Annotated in this window: 17 protein-coding genes; 6 read left to right on the forward strand and 11 right to left on the reverse strand. The window is 58.9% G+C overall.

Annotated elements, in window-relative coordinates; all coding sequences use genetic code 11:
* Positions 1 to 32: 32 nt before the first annotated feature.
* Positions 33 to 1,196 carry a glycosyltransferase family 4 protein gene (locus G3M56_RS03750; protein ID WP_164365040.1) on the forward strand — a complete coding sequence of 388 codons (1,164 nt, stop codon included), beginning with the start codon at positions 33 to 35 and terminating at the stop codon, positions 1,194 to 1,196.
* Positions 1,197 to 1,411: 215 nt separating this feature from the next.
* Here the strand turns inward: G3M56_RS03750 and G3M56_RS03755 are convergent, their stop codons facing one another.
* The 10 genes from G3M56_RS03755 to G3M56_RS03800 form a co-directional block, all read right to left on the reverse strand.
* Positions 1,412 to 2,104, reverse strand: a complete 693-nt coding sequence (locus G3M56_RS03755; protein WP_164365041.1) for an HAD family hydrolase — start codon at positions 2,102 to 2,104, stop codon at positions 1,412 to 1,414.
* Between the two features lie 88 nt (positions 2,105 to 2,192).
* Positions 2,193 to 2,816, reverse strand: a complete 624-nt coding sequence (gene infC / locus G3M56_RS03760) for a translation initiation factor IF-3 (protein ID WP_164365061.1) — start codon at positions 2,814 to 2,816, stop codon at positions 2,193 to 2,195.
* A 91-nt stretch (positions 2,817 to 2,907) separates the two neighbouring features.
* The gene (thrS, locus tag G3M56_RS03765; RefSeq protein ID WP_164365042.1) at positions 2,908 to 4,773 is read right to left on the reverse strand and encodes a threonine--tRNA ligase; all 1,866 of its coding nucleotides are present in this window, start codon (positions 4,771 to 4,773) and stop codon (positions 2,908 to 2,910) included.
* 121 nt (positions 4,774 to 4,894) lie between these two features.
* Positions 4,895 to 6,391, reverse strand: coding sequence for a twin-arginine translocase subunit TatC (gene tatC / locus G3M56_RS03770; RefSeq protein ID WP_164365043.1), 1,497 nt, complete (start codon positions 6,389 to 6,391; stop codon positions 4,895 to 4,897).
* A gap of 100 nt (positions 6,392 to 6,491) precedes the next feature.
* The gene (locus G3M56_RS03775) at positions 6,492 to 7,721 is read right to left on the reverse strand and encodes an FAD-dependent oxidoreductase (RefSeq protein WP_164365044.1); all 1,230 of its coding nucleotides are present in this window, start codon (positions 7,719 to 7,721) and stop codon (positions 6,492 to 6,494) included.
* A complete protein-coding gene (locus G3M56_RS03780) occupies positions 7,718 to 8,935 on the reverse strand; it encodes a glycosyltransferase family 2 protein (RefSeq protein ID WP_164365045.1) in 1,218 nt (405 codons plus the stop codon). Before G3M56_RS03780 ends, G3M56_RS03775 begins: the two co-directional genes overlap by 4 nt.
* Positions 8,936 to 8,996: 61 nt before the next feature.
* A complete protein-coding gene (locus G3M56_RS03785; RefSeq protein WP_164365046.1) occupies positions 8,997 to 9,764 on the reverse strand; it encodes a hypothetical protein in 768 nt (255 codons plus the stop codon).
* 213 nt (positions 9,765 to 9,977) lie between these two features.
* Positions 9,978 to 10,244, reverse strand: coding sequence for a 30S ribosomal protein S20 (gene rpsT / locus G3M56_RS03790; protein ID WP_164365047.1), 267 nt, complete (start codon positions 10,242 to 10,244; stop codon positions 9,978 to 9,980).
* Positions 10,245 to 10,397: 153 nt separating this feature from the next.
* Positions 10,398 to 11,105 (reverse strand): L,D-transpeptidase, encoded by a 708-nt coding sequence (locus G3M56_RS03795; protein WP_235203575.1) that lies wholly within the window; start codon positions 11,103 to 11,105, stop codon positions 10,398 to 10,400.
* 229 nt (positions 11,106 to 11,334) lie between these two features.
* Positions 11,335 to 12,873 (reverse strand): cellulose synthase family protein, encoded by a 1,539-nt coding sequence (locus tag G3M56_RS03800; protein WP_235203576.1) that lies wholly within the window; start codon positions 12,871 to 12,873, stop codon positions 11,335 to 11,337.
* A 302-nt stretch (positions 12,874 to 13,175) separates the two neighbouring features.
* Between G3M56_RS03800 and G3M56_RS03805 the strand changes: the two genes are divergently transcribed.
* The 5 genes from G3M56_RS03805 to G3M56_RS03820 all read left to right on the forward strand — a co-directional run bounded on the left by G3M56_RS03805 (position 13,176) and on the right by G3M56_RS03820 (position 17,365).
* Positions 13,176 to 14,030 carry a hypothetical protein gene (locus G3M56_RS03805; RefSeq protein WP_164365048.1) on the forward strand — a complete coding sequence of 285 codons (855 nt, stop codon included), beginning with the start codon at positions 13,176 to 13,178 and terminating at the stop codon, positions 14,028 to 14,030.
* A 27-nt stretch (positions 14,031 to 14,057) separates the two neighbouring features.
* Positions 14,058 to 14,981: a glycosyltransferase family 9 protein gene (locus G3M56_RS03810; protein WP_164365049.1), complete on the forward strand. Its 924-nt coding sequence runs from the start codon at positions 14,058 to 14,060 to the stop codon at positions 14,979 to 14,981.
* Positions 14,982 to 15,306: 325 nt separating this feature from the next.
* Positions 15,307 to 16,068 (forward strand): PEP-CTERM sorting domain-containing protein, encoded by a 762-nt coding sequence (locus tag G3M56_RS03815; RefSeq protein WP_164365050.1) that lies wholly within the window; start codon positions 15,307 to 15,309, stop codon positions 16,066 to 16,068.
* A gap of 94 nt (positions 16,069 to 16,162) precedes the next feature.
* Positions 16,163 to 16,348, forward strand: a complete 186-nt coding sequence (locus tag G3M56_RS14260; RefSeq protein WP_164365051.1) for a DUF2256 domain-containing protein — start codon at positions 16,163 to 16,165, stop codon at positions 16,346 to 16,348.
* Positions 16,349 to 16,360: 12 nt separating this feature from the next.
* The gene (locus G3M56_RS03820) at positions 16,361 to 17,365 is read left to right on the forward strand and encodes an ADP-ribosylglycohydrolase family protein (protein ID WP_164365052.1); all 1,005 of its coding nucleotides are present in this window, start codon (positions 16,361 to 16,363) and stop codon (positions 17,363 to 17,365) included.
* Between the two features lie 16 nt (positions 17,366 to 17,381).
* Here the strand turns inward: G3M56_RS03820 and G3M56_RS03825 are convergent, their stop codons facing one another.
* Positions 17,382 to 18,638: an NAD(P)/FAD-dependent oxidoreductase gene (locus G3M56_RS03825; RefSeq protein ID WP_164365053.1), complete on the reverse strand. Its 1,257-nt coding sequence runs from the start codon at positions 18,636 to 18,638 to the stop codon at positions 17,382 to 17,384.
* Positions 18,639 to 18,650 lie beyond the last annotated feature (12 nt).

Here is an 18,650-nt window from a genome sequence, read left to right on the forward strand (position 1 = left end):
AATGTGTCTGATGCGCTATGGATGGTAGCGTTATGCGAATAGGATTGGCTCGACGAGGATATTCTGCGAGCGGGGGGGCGGAACGTTTTTTGTTGCGCTTCGCCGAGGGCTTGCGTGCTGCTGGACACGAACCTGTGTTTTGTGTAGACCGTGCATGGCGCAAGGCCGGCTTGAAATCGGACGAAGTGGTTTGGTTGGACGGGATGACGCCGCTTACCTTTGCCAACACGATGCGGCAGACGCTGGCGACCGACGTTTGCGATTGCCTTTTCAGTCTTGAGCGAGGGTGGGCGTGTGACGTGTACCGAGCCGGGGACGGAGTGCACAAGGCCTGGCTGGACCGTCGCAGTGCATTCGAGCCATCTTATAAGTCTTGGTTCCGCGCTATTCAGAGCAAGCACAGGGCAATGATGCGGTTGGAAGCCTCGTTGCTCGGAGACACCAGCCACTGCCCTGCCGTGGTGGTGAACTCAAAGATGGTGGCGAAAGAAATCGCCGAGCATTATCCTGACCGCGATCCTGATAGCGTGCACCTCGTCTACAATGGCTACGATCCGGTGGTGGAGCCTGAGACCTTGGATCGGGCGGCGATGCGCGCGGAGGTGCGCCGCGAACTCGGGATTTCCGACCAGGAGAAGGTGGTGCTTTTTGTCGGCTCCGGTTGGGAGCGGAAGGGGCTGCCGGACTTGATCAAGGCTTCCTCCGGACAGAACTGCCGCTTGGTGGTTGCTGGGCGCGGACGGATGCGCTCCGAATGGAAAGGTCGGAAGCAAGTGACCTTTCTGGGGCCGCGCAAGGATGTCGCTCGCTTGTTGATGATGGCGGATGTGTTCGCACTGCCGACGTATTATGATCCATTTTCGAACGCGACACTCGAGGCGGCGCGTCACGGGCTTCCGGTGATTACCACGACAGCCAATGGGTTCCACGAAGTGATGACCGAAGGTGTGCACGGCTCGGCCGTGGATGCCGGTGACGTGAGTGCCTTGGCGGCGGCAATTGATCACTGGGCCACGCTTGAGAACGACGATACTGTGTTCTCGCGTTGCCTGGAGAATGTGAAGCCCTTCACCATCGACCGCAACGTGAGCGAAACGTTGAAGGTTGTGGCCAATGCGGATCGCGTGGGGCTCGGCGTGGCCACCGCGGGGAATCCCACCCCGGTCGGTAGCCCGCAAACGATCTGGCGCAGCTGATACCATTTGAACGGCCACCTTGGCGTAACCGATGGGAATTGAATGAGAAGGATCAGAGATGGGGAAAGTGATTTTGGCGGGATCTTTTTGAGTGATGCTGCGTTGCTCACAGCTCAGGTAGCCCGCTAGCATCGCGGTTCGCGCCTTGCTTCACTCGAAAAAGCTCTCCGCCATTCCGCCAATTTGACCGTTCAAATGGTATAAGCGCCGATCGGCTACAGGAGCTCCAGGACGGCTGCTGTATTTGTAAGGTCTTCGAAGACGTGGTCCGCGCCGTGTTCGGCGAGTTGCTCCGCGGTGAAGTTGCCGCTGGCGACTGCGAGGCAGCGGACATTGCATGCGTGGGCGCAGCGGATGTCCTTCGGCGTGTCGCCGATGACGAGGATCCGTTGATCGGCGATGGCGTGGCCTGTGATGCCGGTGACGCGTTGTTTGGCGATTGGGCCGAGGAGGTTGCGGTCGAAGTGGTCGTCGCCGTACGAGCCGAGGTTGGTGTTGAAGAAGCTGGAAAGCCCGAAGTGGTTGAGCTTGGCTTCCGCTCCACGACGAATGTTGCCAGTCAGGAGCCCAACGATGAACTCATCCGGCCGGGCTGAGAGGGTTTCGAGAAGGTTGACCACACCGGGGAGCACGCGGCCGTCGTCGCTCGCGGCGAGATGGTGCTCCAGGTGCCCGACGTAGGTGTCGAAAAAGCGCGCGGTGAGTTCGTCGGTGACGGCGATGTTCCGCTGAAACCCGAAGTCACGCAGGAGGCCTAGATCGGTGGCTCCGGCCAGGTCGAGCTCGGGGTGTTCGTCCTGGTTCAGGTCGAAAACTTCGGCGAAGGCGTTGTGAAGACCCTTGATGCCGGCGCCTCCGGTGTTGAGCAAGGTTTGGTCGATATCGAAAAGTACGAGAGCGGGGGACATTGGGGCTGGGTGTGGAGTGGGCAAAAAAGTGCCCGCTTGATCGGCAGACCAGAGCGGGCGGATTTGATTAATCGGCTAACGAAGGGGATTACGCGTCGTCGCCCTCGTCATCGTCGTCCTCTTCAGGGAGGTCTTCGGCCTTGTACTTGGAGAACTTGCGGACGCGCTGCTGTTCAGGCAGAGGGGAGAGCATCATGGTGATGTTACGTCCTGCCTGGCGTGGCTGGAAGTCGACCGCGGCCATGCCTTTAAGGTCTTCGATCACGCGCTTCATCAAGGCCATGCCGAGTTCCGGGTGGGCCATTTCGCGGCCGCGGAACTGAAGTTGGCAGTGCAGCTTGTTGCCTTCGTCGAGGAACGACTCGGCGCGAGCGAGTTTCATGGTGTAGTCGTGCTCTTCGATACGCGGGCGGAATTTGACTTCCTTGGTGCGTTGTTGCTTGGACTTTTTCTTGTCCTTCTTGAGCTTAGACTGTTCGTACTTCCACTTGCCGTAGTCGCAGATGCGGCAAACCGGTGGGTTGGCGTTGGATGCCACCTCCACCAGATCGAGTCCCATTTCCTTGGCCTTCTGCACAGCGGCACGCGTTTGCATGACTCCGAGCTGGTCGCCGGTGGTTCCGTCGACTACTCGAACTTTGCTGACGCGGATGCGCTCGTTGACGCGCGTCTCCTCTCGGCGTCCTCTTCTTTTGAATGGTGGCTTGGCTATAACTCGTGGATGTTTTGGTTCTTAAAATTGGGGCGGCTCGGGCGACGAATCGCGCGGCCGCTCCCGGTGTGGTTGGTTCCCTCTAAATAACTTACAGGGAACGCTCGGAAATCTCTGTCTGAATCGACGAGATGAACTCATCGACCGCTTGTGTGCCGAGATCGCCTTTGCGTGAGTGGCGCACCGAGACCTGGTTGGCTTCAGCTTCGCGCTCACCGACGACCAACATGTAAGGAACTTTATCGAGCTGAGCAAGGCGAATTTTGGCCCCGACCTTGTCTGGCGATTTGTCGAGAACGACGCGGACGCCGGCTTCCTTGAGTGTGGCCTCGGTCTGTTGTGCGAAATCCATCACTTTGTCCGAGATCGGAAGGATACGGACTTGTTCCGGTGCAAGCCAGGTCGGGAAGTGACCGGCGAAATGCTCGATCAACAATCCAGTGAAGCGCTCAAGTGATCCGAATGGCGCACGGTGGATCATGACTGGGCGGTGCTTGTTGTTATCCGACCCGATGTACGAGATGTCGAAGCGCTCTGGAAGGTTGTAGTCGACCTGAACGGTTCCGAGCTGCCACTCGCGGCCGATGACGTCGCTGACGACGAAGTCGATCTTTGGTCCGTAGAAGGCGGCTTCGCCAAGTTCTTCGGTGTAGTCGACGTCGAGCGACTCGACGGCTTCGCGCAGGGCGGCCTCTGCTTTGTCCCAGTTGGCCGGGTCACCGACGTACTTGTCGCTGTCCGGATCGCGGAGGGACAGGCGCACGCGGTAATCGTTCATGCCGAGGGTTGCGAGTACGGTTTTGACCAATCCCAGGCAGCCCTGGATTTCTTCCGCTACCTGGTCTGATGTGCAGAAAATGTGGGCGTCGTCCTGGGTGAACCCGCGGACGCGGGTCATTCCGCCAAGCTCGCCGGACTGCTCCCAGCGGTAGACGGTGCCGAACTCAGCCAGGCGCACAGGTAGGTCGCGGTACGAGCGTGGTTCGCTGTCGAAAATCTTGATGTGGTGCGGGCAGTTCATCGGCTTCAGGAGGAAGCCTTCGATGTCGCCGGACTCGAGGTGGTTGTGCAGTTCGGCGCAGGTGCAGCCTTCGTCCGCGAGGCGCTTGATGTTGTCGCGCTCGATCACCGGTGGGTACTGGCTGTCCTGGTAGTACGGGAAGTGTCCGCTGGTGCGATAGAGGTCGAGTTTGCCGATGTGCGGGGTGAAGACCTGGAAGTACCCCTGTTTGTCGAGGGCACTGCCAATGAAGTCCTGCAGCTCGCGGCGGATGATGCCGCCCTTTGGCTTCCACAGAATGAGACCTTGGCCGACGGCTTCGTCGATGGCGAAGAGGTTCATCTCTCGACCGAGTTTGCGGTGGTCGCGCTTTTTGGCCTCTTCGAGTTTCTCGAGGTAGTCGTCGAGCAGAGTACGGTTCTTGAAGCAGGTGCCGTAGATGCGCTGGACCGACTGGTTGTTTTGGTCACCCTTGTAGTAGGCGGCGGCGACGGACATGACCTTGAAGGCTTTGCAGTTGCCGGTGCGGCCAACGTGTGGGCCGGCGCAGAGGTCGATGAACTCACCATTCTGGAAGAGCGAGATTTCTTCGTCCTCCGGGATGTCGTCGATCATGTCGAGCTTGAAGGTGGACTCGACATCGCGCTCGCTGAGAGCGCCGAGGCGGCCCGACTTGGCGAGGGCCTTGGCTTCGTCGCGGGTGACGGTGACGCGTTCGAAGGTCTGGTTTTCTTTGACCACCTTCTTCATTTCCTTTTCGATCTGCTCGAAGTCCGCCGGTGTGATGGCGTGGTCGAGGTCGATATCGTAGTAGAAGCCGTTGTCGACCGGAGGTCCGCCAGCGAGCTGGGCGTTTGGCCAGATTCGGAGGATGGCGGTGGCAAGGACGTGTGCGCAGGAGTGGCGGAGCCGTTCGAGGTCGGTCATCTGGTTGCGCTCATCGAGTGTCTTTCGCATGGCTTCTAGGTCGGTGTGGTCTTGGGAAAAATTGGTGTTGCAGATGGGGTGGCGTCCGCAGCGCGATCTGTGATCCGTTCACTGATAAGGGCGATCAGGGCGGATTGCAAAGAGAGCTGCGCTACGATTCGCGATCTGTTTTGTCCGGGCTTTCAGCGTCGTCGTCTTCGCTATCATCGCTGGCGGACTCATCATCGTTTGAGTCGCCGGTATTGGCATCGTCTTCTTCGTCCTCATCGTCGCCGCCGCCGAATGGGATGATGCCCTTGGCCTGCCCCGGATAGTAAACTTCGCGCGGGACGTCCGGGAACCCGGTGTCGTTCTCATCGTCTTCTTCCTCGTCGCTATTATCCTGCGGATCCGAGGTGTCGTGGTCCACGGTTGCTACGAGAGCTCCAGCTGATGGTGCCTGGCTTTGTGGCTTGAAGTTGCTTTCCGGATCGTCCGGGTAGGTGACGTAGTTGTCTTCCGGTTCCTGTGTGGCTGGCTCGGGATCTTCGTCCTGTTTGCGTTCCAGGATCACAGCGAGCCAGATGCAGATCTCGTAAAGGAAGATCATCGGTCCGGCGAGCAGGAAGAGGGTGAGGGCGTCGGTTGTCGGGGTGATCAGTGCGGCAACGATCACGATGATGATCACTGCGTAGCTGCGGGTGTCACGCATGAAGCGCGAGCCGAGGAGCCCGAGTTTGACCAGAGTCATGACCACGACGGGAAGCTCGAAGCATGCGCCGAAGATCAAGGTCAGCTGGGTGACGAACGAGACGTAGTAACCGATGCGCCAGTCCGGGGTGACGCCCAGGTGCTCGGAGAAGTTGGTGAAGAAGATCAGCGCCTTCGGAACCACCACAAAGTACGCGAAGACCACGCCGATGGTGAAGAGGCCAAAGCCGATCATGCATGATGGCAGGACCATGCGGCGTTCGGTAGGCGTCAGCCCCGGCATCACGAACTCTGCGATGAAGTAGAAGAGGAATGGGAAGGCGATGATGATGCCGGCGAAGAAGGCAAGCTTGAGCGAGAGGTTGAAGGGCTCTGCCGGTCCGAGCGAGGTCATGCGGACCAAGTTGCGGCCGTCATCGAATGTGGCGTCCGGGTTGTTTTCCAATAGCGCCAGAACGAGTTCGAGGTCGGCGGATCCTTCCGGCAGGACGTCTCTGGCGAACTGCTGCCGGTGCTCCATGCCTTGAATGGCGAGCGAGGCTCGGAAGATGCCGGCGGGCTTGACGATCGCTCCGTTGACTGGATCCGAGGCGATGGCGTTGCGGATGAAGGCTTCGCGTTCTTCCCCGTGGAGTGTGATGGCCACGTCCGAGAGTCCTTTTACGACCGACCAGTCGACGTCCTTAATTGCGTCTGGCAGACTCTTGGCGTCGCTGATCTCCACGCCTGATGCGGTGATCGGGTACTTGATAATGCTGAGCAGCTCCTTGTGGAAAACAAAGGAGCCGATCATCGCGATCATCACGGTGATGATGATCTTGAAGAGCATCTTGCGCAGATCCTCAAGGTGGTCGAGGAAGGGCTTCTCGTCGTCTTGGGAGAAGCCATTGGCGTGGCTGCTACGGCGTCGGTCGTAGGCTTGTTCACGCAGGCGGAAGATATTCTTTAGAAACCACATGGGCTGGAGCGTCGGAGATGCCGACTGTGCCTAATGTGCGTGATTCGCGTGGGCGTGCAATCGCTAATCGACGTGGGAGTGTGGGCGGTGGTTACTTGGCTCAGTGGGCGAGCTGGAGTGATTCGAGGATGCGGTGGCAGGTCTCGCGGGCGTTGAGTGGTGCGCTGCAGTATTTGCCGGTGTTGACGGTGTGGTAGGTGTCGAAGTGGGTGGTGACACCGGTGGACGCACGTTCGTGGAGCTGGGTGTTGTAGTGGTCTACGTCCTTGTCACCCCACGCGAAGATGTGGCCGCCGCGAACGATGGATTGGGCGTGGCGGAGGTCGAGCTGCGCCAGCGATGGGATGAGCTGGGTGAGCTCGTGGAGAAATTGGCTTTGCAGCGTGGCTTTGGCGGCTGGGGTGAGGGAGAGTTCTGCTTCCCGTGGCTTCAGGTCGGAGGACTCGTCGATTTTTCCATCCGGGTACCACGACAGGTAGTAGGACCCGTCGCCGAAGTTGACCAAATCGCCGAATGCGCCAAGCGCGATGGTGGCGGAAGGGGCGTCGATCACGTTGGCACCGCGGATTTGGCACGCCATTTTGTAGCGATGGAGCCAGCGGTAGGGCGGGGTCAGGCCGAGTTGGTGGTCTAGCGCCAGCCGGCTCTCCCAGCTTGCGTTCACTACCAGATCGTAGTGGCGGGCGGGAGTGTGTTCTTTTCCTTCTACTGTGAATGTGCCGCCGGGGGATCGGCTGATGGTCCGCACTTCGGTGTTGGTGGAAACGTGGATCAACGGGTGGCTGAGGGCGTAGGTGCGCACGAGTTCTGCCAGCCTGTGTGGGTTGATGGAGATTTCCGGGGTGCGGAATGCTGCGGCAACGAGCTCGGGGTTGTAGTGAGTCGCGTGGTCGATCGGCGTGATGCGCGGGCGCTTCGCCGCCGGCCAGTAATCCGCTGACGAGGCGTGGTTGATGAGCAAGGCTTCGCAGTGGCGCAGGTAGTCGAACATTTCTGCAGGCGGCACCAGGCTGTCGCGATGGACGACGTAGTCGAAGCTCGACGAGTGACCCACGCTGTGAATGGAGTCGCCGAGGAACTGATGGAAAAATGGGAAGAATGCGCAGGATCCTTCGACCATGGCCCTAGCGGTCGCCATTGATTCATCGCGGGCGTACACAAAACCGAGGTGGAGCTTGCCCTCATTCCAGCGGCTGGCACGATCCATCAAGGTCAGAGATTGCTCGAGGATCTCGGAGGCGATTCCATGGCGAGCGAGCTCCATGGCGATGGTGCAGCCTTGGATGCCGCCTCCGATGATGCCTATGCGGGGTGAGTCAGTGAGGGTCATGAGGACTGGGTGGGCGCTGGGATCTGGTGGTGGTGAAAGAGGTTGTTGCCCAGCCATTGGCTGACTTCGCGGTTCCTCCATGAATTTGGGAAACGTTGGGCGAGCCGTGTCATTTGATGGACGGCAGTGTGATGGTGGCCACAGCGTAGCAAGAGCTTCATGTAGAGCGTCTGGGCGTCGTGGTCGTTGGTTAAGCTGTCCGCCAGCAGTCTGGCGTGGTCAACCAAGGTCTCGGGCGGGGTGTCGTGGAGGCGGTTGCGCAGTTCGCAGAGGTCCAACCGGAGTTGAGCCGGGGAGTCTTGAGGTAGTTCGTTACGCAGGTGGGCGATGCGTTGGTGCTCGGCGTACGTGAAAGGCGTGCGCTCCTGAGTCATTTCCTGCACTCGCCAGAGGTGGGAGATTTCGAACGCGGCGAGAATAGCTTCGGCCTCGGTTGTGGTGGTGGCGGTTGTTTCCGGTAGTCGTTCGATCAGCGCGAGCATGCGTTCGCGGTGGGTGTCGAGCGACCTGCGTTGGGTCTCCAACGAGTCGCGGTGGATCCATCCGGTTGAGACGCTGTCGCCGTCGGCCGGGTGGATGCGTTTGTAATAGATTGCGCGAGGTTCTCTCACCGAGTGGCCGTGGCTGAGCAGGGAGGCGGCCCATTCGTACTCGGCGGCAAAGCTCTTTTTGCCATAGGCGGGGAAGAAAGTGTCAGGTGGTAGGCTTGAATTTCGGGTTAATCCCTTCCAAAACTCGGGGTTGCCGCCATCGGAAAAGTGGTCGAGCAAACGGCGGGCGGTGGTGGATTGGCGGGATGGGCAGGATTGAAGTCCGTCCGCTGCGCCAAAGAAATAGATGTCAGGGAAGGCGATGACCGCGTCTGGTTGGGTGATCAATGTGGCGTGAAGTGAGGCGAGGCAGTCCGGGTGCAACGCGTCGTCGTGGGGGAGTACCATGAAGAATGGTACTCCGCTTGATCTGGCGCACTTCATGGCATGTCGCACATTGCCCGCCCATCCGAGTACTTCGTCGTTCATGCTTACCTCAAACCTCGCATCCAGAGCGGCGAAGTGGTTGGCGATCTCCAGTGTGCGTGCGGAGTGGTCTGTGGGCTCCACGGTGATGAGCACCCGATAGGCTTGGAACGACTGGTCGAGCAGCGATTGTAGTGTTCGTAGTAACTTCTCGCCGGTATTGTAGGCAGGGACGCCAACGAAGATTTCAGTCGTCATGGAGTGCACAAAAAATCCGGCCTCGCCGTGGCGGGGCCGGAGTGAGCTTGAGAGGTTGTGGCTAGAACGAAACTTTCAGGTTCATCCCGCCGACCACGGTGTCGTCTTCCGTGGTGAGGTCGGATCCCGGGAGGACCGCGGTAACGAATGGTGAAAGTTCAACCGACTCGTTGAGGTCGATCGGGAATTCCAAGCTCGCCTGGAAATGGTTGAAGCCCGAGCCGTCAAACTGATAGTCGAATCCGTAAGAGGCCGCTGCCGATGCTTTGACGTGGACGTTCTGGCCCAGCGCCCAGGCTTTTGACCCACGCAGCTCGGTGTAGTGGCCTTCGTATCCGGTGTCGTAGAAATACGCGACGCTGAAGTCGACCGAGAAGAAGCGCGATCCCAACATGGTGCCGATTTCGTGGCGGCTGTCGGTGTCGAGCGGGAAGTCTTCCAGTCCGTCGTTACCGAAGTAGCGGTATCCGAGGAACGCGGCTGCCGGGCCGAGTGGCAATTGGAGCGACGTGAACGCTTGTCCCTCGTTGAACGATTCGTTGGTGCCGATATAGCGTCCACCGACGGTGAGTACACCAAAGTCGCTGACGGGCATCTTCATCTTGACGTCAAACTCGCCGGCGTGCTGGCCGTAGTCGACCCCTCGGTAGTTGTGGCTGGATGCGTATCCGGCTCCTGCGGAGAATTCGGCGCCCCCGAGTGCGCTGTTGCTGTCGTCGGTTTCCAGAGGAGCTACGGCGTAGGTGATTTCTTCTTCGCTGGACTCTTGTGCCATTGCAGGAACGAGTGCGGCTGCCGTCAGGGCAGCGAGAGTAGTGAGTGCTTTCATGCGGGGACGTCGGGGGTGCGTGATTTGGTCGCGTTAAAAATCAACGAGATAAAGATAAATCGGATTACAGCAGCGGCGCGACGAGGGCAAGAGTAAAAGCGAGAAGAAGCTAGAAGTTCGGTGGTGCGATGGCGAGGCGAAGGCACAAAAAAAGCCGACGGGAGGGAATCCCGTCGGCAACGAACACTCAGAGGTGTTGTCTAAAATTGAAACTTACCCTTGGGCAGCAGCAACCTTTGCAGCGAAGCGGCTCTTGATGCGGGCAACGGTGTTGCGGTGAAGGAGGCCGGACTTGCCAGCGCGGTCCACTGCGGAAACGTACTTGGCGGCTGCTTCCTTGATGGCAGCTTCGTCGCCGGACTCGATGGCTGCGACTGCGGCCTTGCGGAGCGAGCGGACGTTGAACTTGATCTTGCGGTTGCGAGCGGTGCGGGTTGCGGTCTGGCGGACGCGCTTGAGTGCGGATGCTGTGTTAGCCATGGTAAAAAAGAGAAATGGTTGAGTGTTCGTGGTTTTCTGAGTGCCGGGGCGCTCATTCCTGAATGCGGATTGCGGCCAGGGAGGGGGAATCTATCGGTGAATCCGTGCGAGTCAAGTGCTTGGGGGAACTTTTCTCGATGGGTGATGGTGGTTTCAGCTGTCTTGGCCGGTGGGCTTTTGGCCCCGGCTGGACGCCACGGTTTTGCCGTCTTCTTCGGTGGTTTTCTCATCGGAGTCCGAGCGGGCGATGGCGCTGCCGAGCGAGCGGGTCATCTTTTGGGTGCGGATACTCAGAGGCATGCCGCCTTCGACGACGTTGAGGGTGGCGCCGACGCCGACGCGGTTATAGAGGTCGATGACGTCCTTTGAGGTCATGCGGATGCAGCCGTAGCTGACGGGCTTGCCGATGTTGCGTTCCTCGGGGGTGCCGTGGATGTAGATGAAGCGTGAGAATGCGTTTTGGTTGTGGTCTTCCAGGCCTTTAACCCAGAGAATGCGCGATACGATCGGATCGCGGCCCGGTGCGTTGGGTTTGAGCACTTCGCCGGTGCGTTGGCGGGATTTGAAGACGGCTCCGGCAGGGGCGTTGGCTCCGATCTTTTTGGCGACCTTCATTTTTCCGGTCGGGGTGCGGTAGCTTCCCTTTTTGTCGCCGAGTCCGAACTTGGACGTCGAGACCGGATAATAGGCGACCAGTTTGCCGTCGCGGAGCACGGCCATTGATTGGTTGCGTACGCTGACGATCATTTCGTCGCCTTTTTTAGGTTGGGGCGATTGGCATGACGTAGTCATGAGGACCGCGGCCAGGGCGGCGAGGGTAGCGGAAATGCGGATGAGGTGGCGGATCGGGGATGTCGTCACAGGCTCAAGGGGATCGGGGTTGGTCGGCGGGATGTTGCCGGATTTGATCTCGGATTGCAACCGCGGATCGGCAGGCGTGCCGGAGCCAGAATCGCAATCGGAGGAATCGATACCCGCTCGCCTGACTTGCGGCGAGGGGGAGGCGTGTCCTGCCTGTGGCGGCGGCTGGTGAGCAGAGACAAAAAAAGCCGGAGAGCGGCGTGCGCTCTCCGGCTTGGTCGGGATGAAATTACTTCTCGGTCACTTGGACTGCGTCTTCGCTGCCGGTGTCGATGATGACGTCCTTGTTTTTGCCCCAGTTGAAGCGGTTGGCTGCGGAGCCGTAGGCCACGTAGAGGAAGCCGAAGGTAAAGATGCTGAGGAATGGAACGCTCATCCATGTGCCTTCGGAAATGGCGAACCATGTAGCGTAGGCAAACCATGCTGCAAACACGATCTCGAGCACGGTTGCTACCGACTTGAGTGCTTTGTAGCGGCTCTTGGTGATGTCCTTCTTCTCCTTCTTCTCGCCGATGCCGTACTTCGGCGTGCGGACGAATCCGGACTTGTGGTTGAAGATGGCTTCGAGCACTGCCTTTTGGTTGTTGATCGACATGCCAATGCCGAGTGCCAGCAGGAGTGGCAGGTTCAGCGCCTCGCGCCACCATGTGCGTGGGTGCAGCTGGTGCTGGGCCACGATGTAGAAGATGATGATCGACAGCGATGCGAAGAGGAAGATCGGCAGGCTGAGGTAACGGCCGAGCTCAGGGGTAATCCCTTCCGGCCATGCCGGGTACGAGTAAACGCACAGGAAGATCAACAGCAGGTACGCGAAGTTGGCGGTGAGGTGCGCGGTCGCCTCGAGCTTGATGTAAAGCGGGACCGGTGCTTTCCAAATGGTGCCGAGCATCTTCTTGCAGGTCTGGATCGAGCCTTTGGTCCAGCGGTGCTGCTGGCTCTTGAAGCCGTCCATGTCGACTGGCAGCTCAGCTGGGCAGACAACGTCTTTGAGGAAGATGAAGTTCCAGCCCTTGAGCTGTGCGCGGTAGCTGAGGTCCATGTCCTCGGTGAGGGTGTCGTATTCCCATCCGCCGGCGTCTTCGATGCACTGCTTGCGCCACATGCCGCCGGTACCGTTGAAGGTGAAGAAGCGGCCGGAGCGGTTGCGGGAGGTTTGCTCGAGGAGCAAGTGGCCGTCGAGGAACATCGCCTGAACGCGGGTGAGCAGTGAGTACTCGCGGTTGAGGTGGCCCCAGCGGGTCTGGACCATGCCGATCTTCTCGTCGGTGAAGAAATGGATCATGTCCATGATGATCTCAGGACCAGGGACGAAGTCGGCGTCGAGAATGAAGAGGAAGTCGCCTTTGGCGGACTTGGTGCCGGCTTCGAGAGCGCCAGCTTTGAAGCCGGTGCGGTCAGTGCGGTGGAGGTATTCCACGTCAAAGCCCTGGGCGCGCAGTTTAGCGGCCTCTTTTTGGCAGATCTCGACGGTTTCGTCGGTCGAGTCGTCGAGGATCTGGATCTGGAGTTTGTCCTGCGGGTAGTTGATTTTGCTCACCGCGCCGAGCAAACGCTCCATCACGTATTGCTCATTGAAGACAGGTAGTTGAACGGTGACGACCGGCAGCTCATCCCACTTCTTAGCTGGCTTGGGCTCTTGCTTGGAGTGCTTCCAGTAGAGGTAAATCAGGGTGTAGCGGTGGATTCCGTACGAGCAAAGTCCGACCAATACGATCGCGTATGAAATGATCCAAATGATCGTTTCCCAGTTCATGTTTTCCCAGTTCATAGTGGAGAAGTGTGTCAGGTCTGTGTTGGGGCGGGGCTGGAAAGCTGGCCTAGAGAGTGTGCCTGGGGTCCGTCGGGGGGAATGCAGTCATTTGGTGTGAGTTGCACGGGATCAGGGGGATGCACCCATCCGATATGTTGGTATGCTAGTCAAGCCAAATGCCCGTGACTGGATTGAGTTGGTAGTGGTGGATTTGACTCGCGGGCGTGAGGTTGATCGGTTACTTTGCCCATATTCGGTGGCTTGCCGATGGGGGGGCGTGGCGACAGGTCCGGACTCAGATGATTTCTATGATTTGCAAAATGATGCAGCTTTTTTCCTCCAGAGTGAGAGGCTTCCGCGCGTCGCGGGTGGTTTGTGCCGGGCTGTTGGCTGGTCTCATGACCGCTGGGGCACATGCTCAGGATGCGGAATACTCGACCGATGAAATGTTGGAGGACGACCACTTCCGCGAGGAGTTTGGGATCAACGATTTCACCACGCCTTCGATCAAACTGATTTTCGACGACCTCGGTAACCTTGGGCCGATCCCTTACGGTGATCTCAAGCGCGATGCCCGCGATAAGGTGAGCCGGGATCGCGTGGCGGTTGCGTTGAACCTGGGAACGTTGATTGCCGATGGCTTCCTGATCGTGCAGGCCGAACGCTTGAAAGACATTGAGCCGGTAGGGAAGGCGATTTTGAAACATGCCGAAGCCTTGGGCACTGGACGCCACATCAAACGCCACTCGCGCAGCCTGCTCGAGTACAGCGCTCTCGGCCAAACCGACAAGCTCCGCACTGAGTTGGAAAGCACCCAGCGCGACGTGGAAAAGGAAATGGTCGATCTGCGGGACGTGGATATTGCCCACCTGATTTCGCTCGGCGGTTGGGCGCGCGCTTTTGAGATTGGCTGCGCGGTGATTAACAAGGACTTCTCATCTGACAAAGTGCGGATGATCGCCCGGGCAGACATCACGTCGTACTTCCAGGCGCAGCTGGAGACATTGCACCCCAAGATTCAGGAGCGTGAGCTGGTCAAGCAGGTCAACGAGGCGCTGGTGCAACTTCATGCCATGATCGACATGCCGGAGGAGCGTGAGTTCACCAAGGCTGATCTGGCGGCGATGAGCGCGAAAGCGAAGGAAGTGAGTGACTTGATCACCAATGCTCGTTAGTGGGTTGGGGGAATCATAGAGATAGTAATGGGTAAGGCATTGGTTTTGCGCGGTGGCGCGCTGGGAGATTTTGTTCTGACATTGCCGACGATCCGGCTGATGGCAGAGGGCTTGCCGAAGGCGGAAGTCGAAGTGATGGGCTACGCGCCGATGATCCAGTTGGCGGAACTCGCTGGGTTGGCGGTGGCAACGAAGCGCATCGAGCACGTCGGGCTGGCGTCGTTTTTCGTTCCGGGCGCTGAGTTGGATCCCGAATGGTGCGCGTATTTCGAGTCGTTCGATGTCATTGTGAGTTATCTCAGCGATCCGCACGGGATTTTTAAGGGGAACCTGATTCGTGCCGGCGTGGGAGAGACTGACTACTTTCCTGCGATTGCCCAGGTTTCGGCGGATGCGACCCATGGTCATGCAGTTGAGCAACTGGCGAGACCTCTCGAATCGATCGGGCTTTTCCTGGACGATCCGGTGCCGAGCTTGAACCTGTCGGGCGGCGGAATGCGGTCCGGTGTGGCGATTCATCCGGGCAGCGGTTCGGCATCGAAAAACTGGTCACGCGCATCTTGGAAGGAGTTGGCGCTGGAGTTGGCTGGAAACTTGCCTGCCGGTGAGGAGGTCGCAGTGGTTTCCGGTGAGGCGGAGGAAGAGTGGATCGACGAATGGCTGGCGGACCTGCGTGGCGACGGAGTGAACGTCGCAAGCTGGCGCATGGAATCGTTAACCGATCTGGCAGCCAAGCTGGCCGGGGTGCGTGCTTTTGTTGGCCATGATACGGGAACGTCCCACCTTGCCGCAGCAGCGGGGGCGCCGACGGTTGCGCTGTTTGCGCCTACCGACCCTGCGGTGTGGCGCCCGATGGGGGATCACGTCACCGCGTTGCGGGCGGAGGATGGTGATTGGTCACGGCTCTCCGTGGCTGATGTGCTCGCCGCCGCGCGCGAGCGGATGGGGTAGTTGGTGGAGTGTGTTGGAGTTATACCATTTAACCGGTCACCTTGTCGGAATCGATGGGGATTCGACTGGTGGTAGATGGAGTGAAGAAAGTGATCTTGGCGGGATCTTTTTGAGTGATGCTGCGTTGCTCACAGCTCAGTTAGCCCGCTAGCATCGCGGTTCGCGCCTTGCCTCACTCGAAAAAGCTCTCCGCCATTCCGCCAATTCGACCGTTCAATTGGTATTAGGGTAGTTGTGTGCGTCCCTTGAGGTGGCGCATGACGTAGCCGGTTGTTGGGCGATCTCTTCTCCAGAGATCGTCTGCTAACACCAACAACCCCAACTCATGAAGAAGCGAACCAGCGTATTGGCAGGTGCCGTCTCGATTCTCCTCAGTGGAATGTGCAGCGCGGCAGTGATCACAATTAACTGGACCGATGGTGGTCCTGGAACGGGAAACGCCGTGGCTGATGAGGCGGCCGGAGTGGTTCCGAGCCCGTATGTGAATACCATCACGGGGAATGGGAACGCGCTGAACAATACCAATGCTTCGGATTTGTTTGATGACTCCGGAGCCGGATCCGGAGTGGCAGTCTCGGCTTCGTCGATCAATGCGGGTGGGTTTACGTCCACGGCGACATCGGGATACAACACAGAGTTCAGCAATGTGCTGATGAGGAACTATGGCGATACCGCGGGGGGAACGATCACTTTCACCGGGTTGTCCGCGTGGTTGTCTGCTACGGGGCAGACTGCGTATGAGGTTTATTACATGAGTGATCGCCAAGTGAATTTGTATTCGGGGTCGATCGCTATAGGTGCTGAAAAGTTCTTCCTCGCCAATGGTGGGGCGGGAAGTACCCAAACCGGCCCCTTTGTTCTAGGGACTTCCACGACGTTGGCCGATGCCCAGGCCAATGCCAACACAGCAAATTATGTGAAGTTCTCTGCCATTAGTGGTGACAGCTTTACCATCGACATCCAACGCGATGGCGGCGGGGGCTTCATCGATGTGAATGGCATCCAGATTGTCGGAGTGCCCGAGCCCTCATCCGCAGCTTTGATTGGGCTGGGCAGTCTGAGTTTGCTGTTGCGTCGCCGCAGGTAGCGAGTGCTCCGCTCATTTGGCACCGCTCGCTTGGGTTCGAGCGGTGCTTTCTTGACTGGGGACTTTGTATCGGCCGGAGCTCACATTCTCCAACATGCGCATTTCAGGAAAAGCGGTGGCGAAGGGCGATCTGCCGCAGAAGACCTGTCCCGTTTGTGGTCGGCCCTTCGTCTGGCGCAAAAAGTGGGAGGCTTGCTGGGATGACGTCGTTTATTGCTCCGAACGCTGTCGGAGAAAAGGGCGTGGCGCGAAAGGCGCGGCGGCGAGACCAACCACTTGATTAGGGTTTGCTATGAATGACCGGATGCAGAATGCCATGCTCGGTGCGCTGGTCGCCGACGCCGTCTCGCTCCCAGTGCATTGGTACTATGATACGGATGCGCTCGACCGCGATTATCCTGATCTCACAACCTATCAGGCGCCTCGCAACCCGCATCCCGACAGCATTCTTTGGCGCTCGCATTACACCCCGCTCAATGAGGCTGGCGATATTCTTCACGAGCAGGCGAAGTTTTGGGGGCAACGTGGGATCCACTACCATCAGTTTCTGCCGGCCGGAGACAGCACCTTGAACTTTCTGCTGGGCGCTCAGCTCTATCGATCCGTAGTTGCGACCGGTCAGTACGATCCTCGGCGGTGGTTGCAAATCTATATCGACAGCATGCGCAAGCCGGGCTGGCATAACGATACCTATGTGGAGGAGTATCATCGGGCGTTTTTCGAGAACTTGGCCCGAGGGGTGCCGCCCAAGCGCTGTGGCATAGAGGATATTCATATTGGTGGGCTTACCCCTGTGCCTTTTTTGTTGGCTGCGCTTGATGCATTGGGTGAGCTGCCGGTGGCAGAGGAGGTGTCCTTGGTGTTGGATCACTTGGCGCTAACCCATCGTGGTAGTGCGGTCGCTCAGGCTGGGCGGGTGTTCACCAAAATCCTGCACGCGGTTTGTGCGGGGATCGAATTGCGCGAAGCGGTGCTGCGCGAGGCGAATGACTATGTGGGTGGGCGTCAGCTCCGTGCGTGGGAGTCGCTGGAGGATCGGGAGGTTGTTGGGCAAAAACTGACACCTGCGTGCTATCTGCCGGACTCGTTCACCGCATCGTTGTTTCTCGTATGGAAGTACCACGACGATTTCTCTGCGGGGGTAATCGCCAACGCGCGGTGTGGTGGGGACAATGCGCATCGTGGGGCGGTCGTTGGTTCGTTGTTGGCGGCTCGAAACGGGGTGCCCGAACGGTGGCTGCGTGAGCTCAAGACAATGGAGCGCCTGCGCTGCGATACCTTGGATACAACGTTTTGAACGCAGGGGGGAAGGTTCAATGAGGTGTGTGCAGCGACGCCGTGATGCGGTCGGCGACTTGTTGTCCTGAGCGGACGGCGCCCTCAATGGATGCTGATTCGCAGTAGTCGCCGGCAAGCCACGGGCCGTTGCGGGCTTTGAGGTATCCGTGGCGTTCCGTCTTTGGGAGCTGTTCTGGCAGTGCTCGTGTGATGCGGTCGCGCGCGAGCAGTCGCCATTGACTGGCGTCGGTTTGCAGCCATTGGCTTAGTTCGTTGCGGACTTCGATCTCCAGGGCTGGAGCATCGGAGTCGGTCAGGGCTGTGGCGACAATCAGTGAATGTCCTGTAGGTGCGTAATGGGGGGACACGGCTGCCATATTGCACACGTTGTTCACCGCGCATTCACCCGTACCGTCCAATGCGATGATCGGCTCATTGAGCACCTGGCCGGGGACGCTGAAGGCAAAGCTCACCTCGGAGCGCCAATCGGGTAATTGCGGGCGCATTTCGGGGACGAGTTCGCCCGCACATCGGGCGTCGGTTGCTACCACGACGTGGCTGGCTGCGATGGATTCGCCGTTGGCCAGAGTAATGCCATCCTGCCGCACTTCGCTGACCTTGTGGTTCAAGTGGAGGCAGTTCTCGGGTAGGCGGTTTGCGAGCTGTTGTGGGATCTGCTGCATCCCGCGGGCTGGAACCGTAGCGCTACCAGCTCCGAACATTTTGAAAGTGAACTCAAACATGTGGCTCGACGTGCGCAGCTCTCGCTCGAGGAAAATGCCTCCGTAAAAGCCGCGGAAAAAGGTGTCGATCATCGATTGGCTGAATCCGAACTTCTCCAGATAGCGTTCGGTGGAAATGTCCTCGGTTTGGGCAATTTCTTCGATGGTTTTGGCTCGGAGTTTTGCCCGCAGCGCACCCACTCGCAGTTTGTCGCCAAGCGTGCCTATCGGTGCCGCGGCCGTGCCGATCAGTGATGCCGGGCGGCGGAAAACGTCCATCAACCGGTGGAATTTTTTGCCCGTCCAAATGAGCGCTCCCGGATCGAAGGACCGAAGCTCAAGCGATTGCAGATCCAATAACCGGCCGGCGGTGGGGTAGGCGTCGAGGTAGACTTGGAACCCACGGTCAATCAAATATCCGTCCACCTCATCGGTTCCCACGCGTCCGCCGACCCTATCTGATCCCTCATACACCACGACCTCGTGGCCTGACTCGATCAAGCGCAGCGCGCAACTAAGACCCGCCATGCCGGCCCCAACAATGACGACAGGTGGAAGCGTGGACGACATGATTTGATGCTT

The sequence above is a fragment of the Sulfuriroseicoccus oceanibius genome (assembly GCF_010681825.2).
GTDB classification, from domain to species: Bacteria; Verrucomicrobiota; Verrucomicrobiia; order Verrucomicrobiales; family SLCJ01; genus Sulfuriroseicoccus; species Sulfuriroseicoccus oceanibius.

Coding starts and splice junctions, on each gene's coding strand:
- G3M56_RS03750 (WP_164365040.1), top strand. CDS start 33: ATGCGAATAGGATTGGCTCGACGAGGATATTCTGCGAGCGGGGGGGCG.
- G3M56_RS03755 (WP_164365041.1), bottom strand. CDS start 2,104: ATGTCCCCCGCTCTCGTACTTTTCGATATCGACCAAACCTTGCTCAAC.
- thrS (WP_164365042.1), bottom strand. CDS start 4,773: ATGCGAAAGACACTCGATGAGCGCAACCAGATGACCGACCTCGAACGG.
- tatC (WP_164365043.1), bottom strand. CDS start 6,391: ATGTGGTTTCTAAAGAATATCTTCCGCCTGCGTGAACAAGCCTACGAC.
- G3M56_RS03775 (WP_164365044.1), bottom strand. CDS start 7,721: ATGACCCTCACTGACTCACCCCGCATAGGCATCATCGGAGGCGGCATC.
- G3M56_RS03780 (WP_164365045.1), bottom strand. CDS start 8,935: ATGACGACTGAAATCTTCGTTGGCGTCCCTGCCTACAATACCGGCGAG.
- G3M56_RS03785 (WP_164365046.1), bottom strand. CDS start 9,764: ATGAAAGCACTCACTACTCTCGCTGCCCTGACGGCAGCCGCACTCGTT.
- rpsT (WP_164365047.1), bottom strand. CDS start 10,244: ATGGCTAACACAGCATCCGCACTCAAGCGCGTCCGCCAGACCGCAACC.
- G3M56_RS03800 (WP_235203576.1), bottom strand. CDS start 12,873: ATGAACTGGGAAAACATGAACTGGGAAACGATCATTTGGATCATTTCA.
- G3M56_RS03805 (WP_164365048.1), top strand. CDS start 13,176: ATGATGCAGCTTTTTTCCTCCAGAGTGAGAGGCTTCCGCGCGTCGCGG.
- G3M56_RS03810 (WP_164365049.1), top strand. CDS start 14,058: ATGGGTAAGGCATTGGTTTTGCGCGGTGGCGCGCTGGGAGATTTTGTT.
- G3M56_RS03815 (WP_164365050.1), top strand. CDS start 15,307: ATGAAGAAGCGAACCAGCGTATTGGCAGGTGCCGTCTCGATTCTCCTC.
- G3M56_RS14260 (WP_164365051.1), top strand. CDS start 16,163: ATGCGCATTTCAGGAAAAGCGGTGGCGAAGGGCGATCTGCCGCAGAAG.
- G3M56_RS03820 (WP_164365052.1), top strand. CDS start 16,361: ATGAATGACCGGATGCAGAATGCCATGCTCGGTGCGCTGGTCGCCGAC.
- G3M56_RS03825 (WP_164365053.1), bottom strand. CDS start 18,638: ATGTCGTCCACGCTTCCACCTGTCGTCATTGTTGGGGCCGGCATGGCG.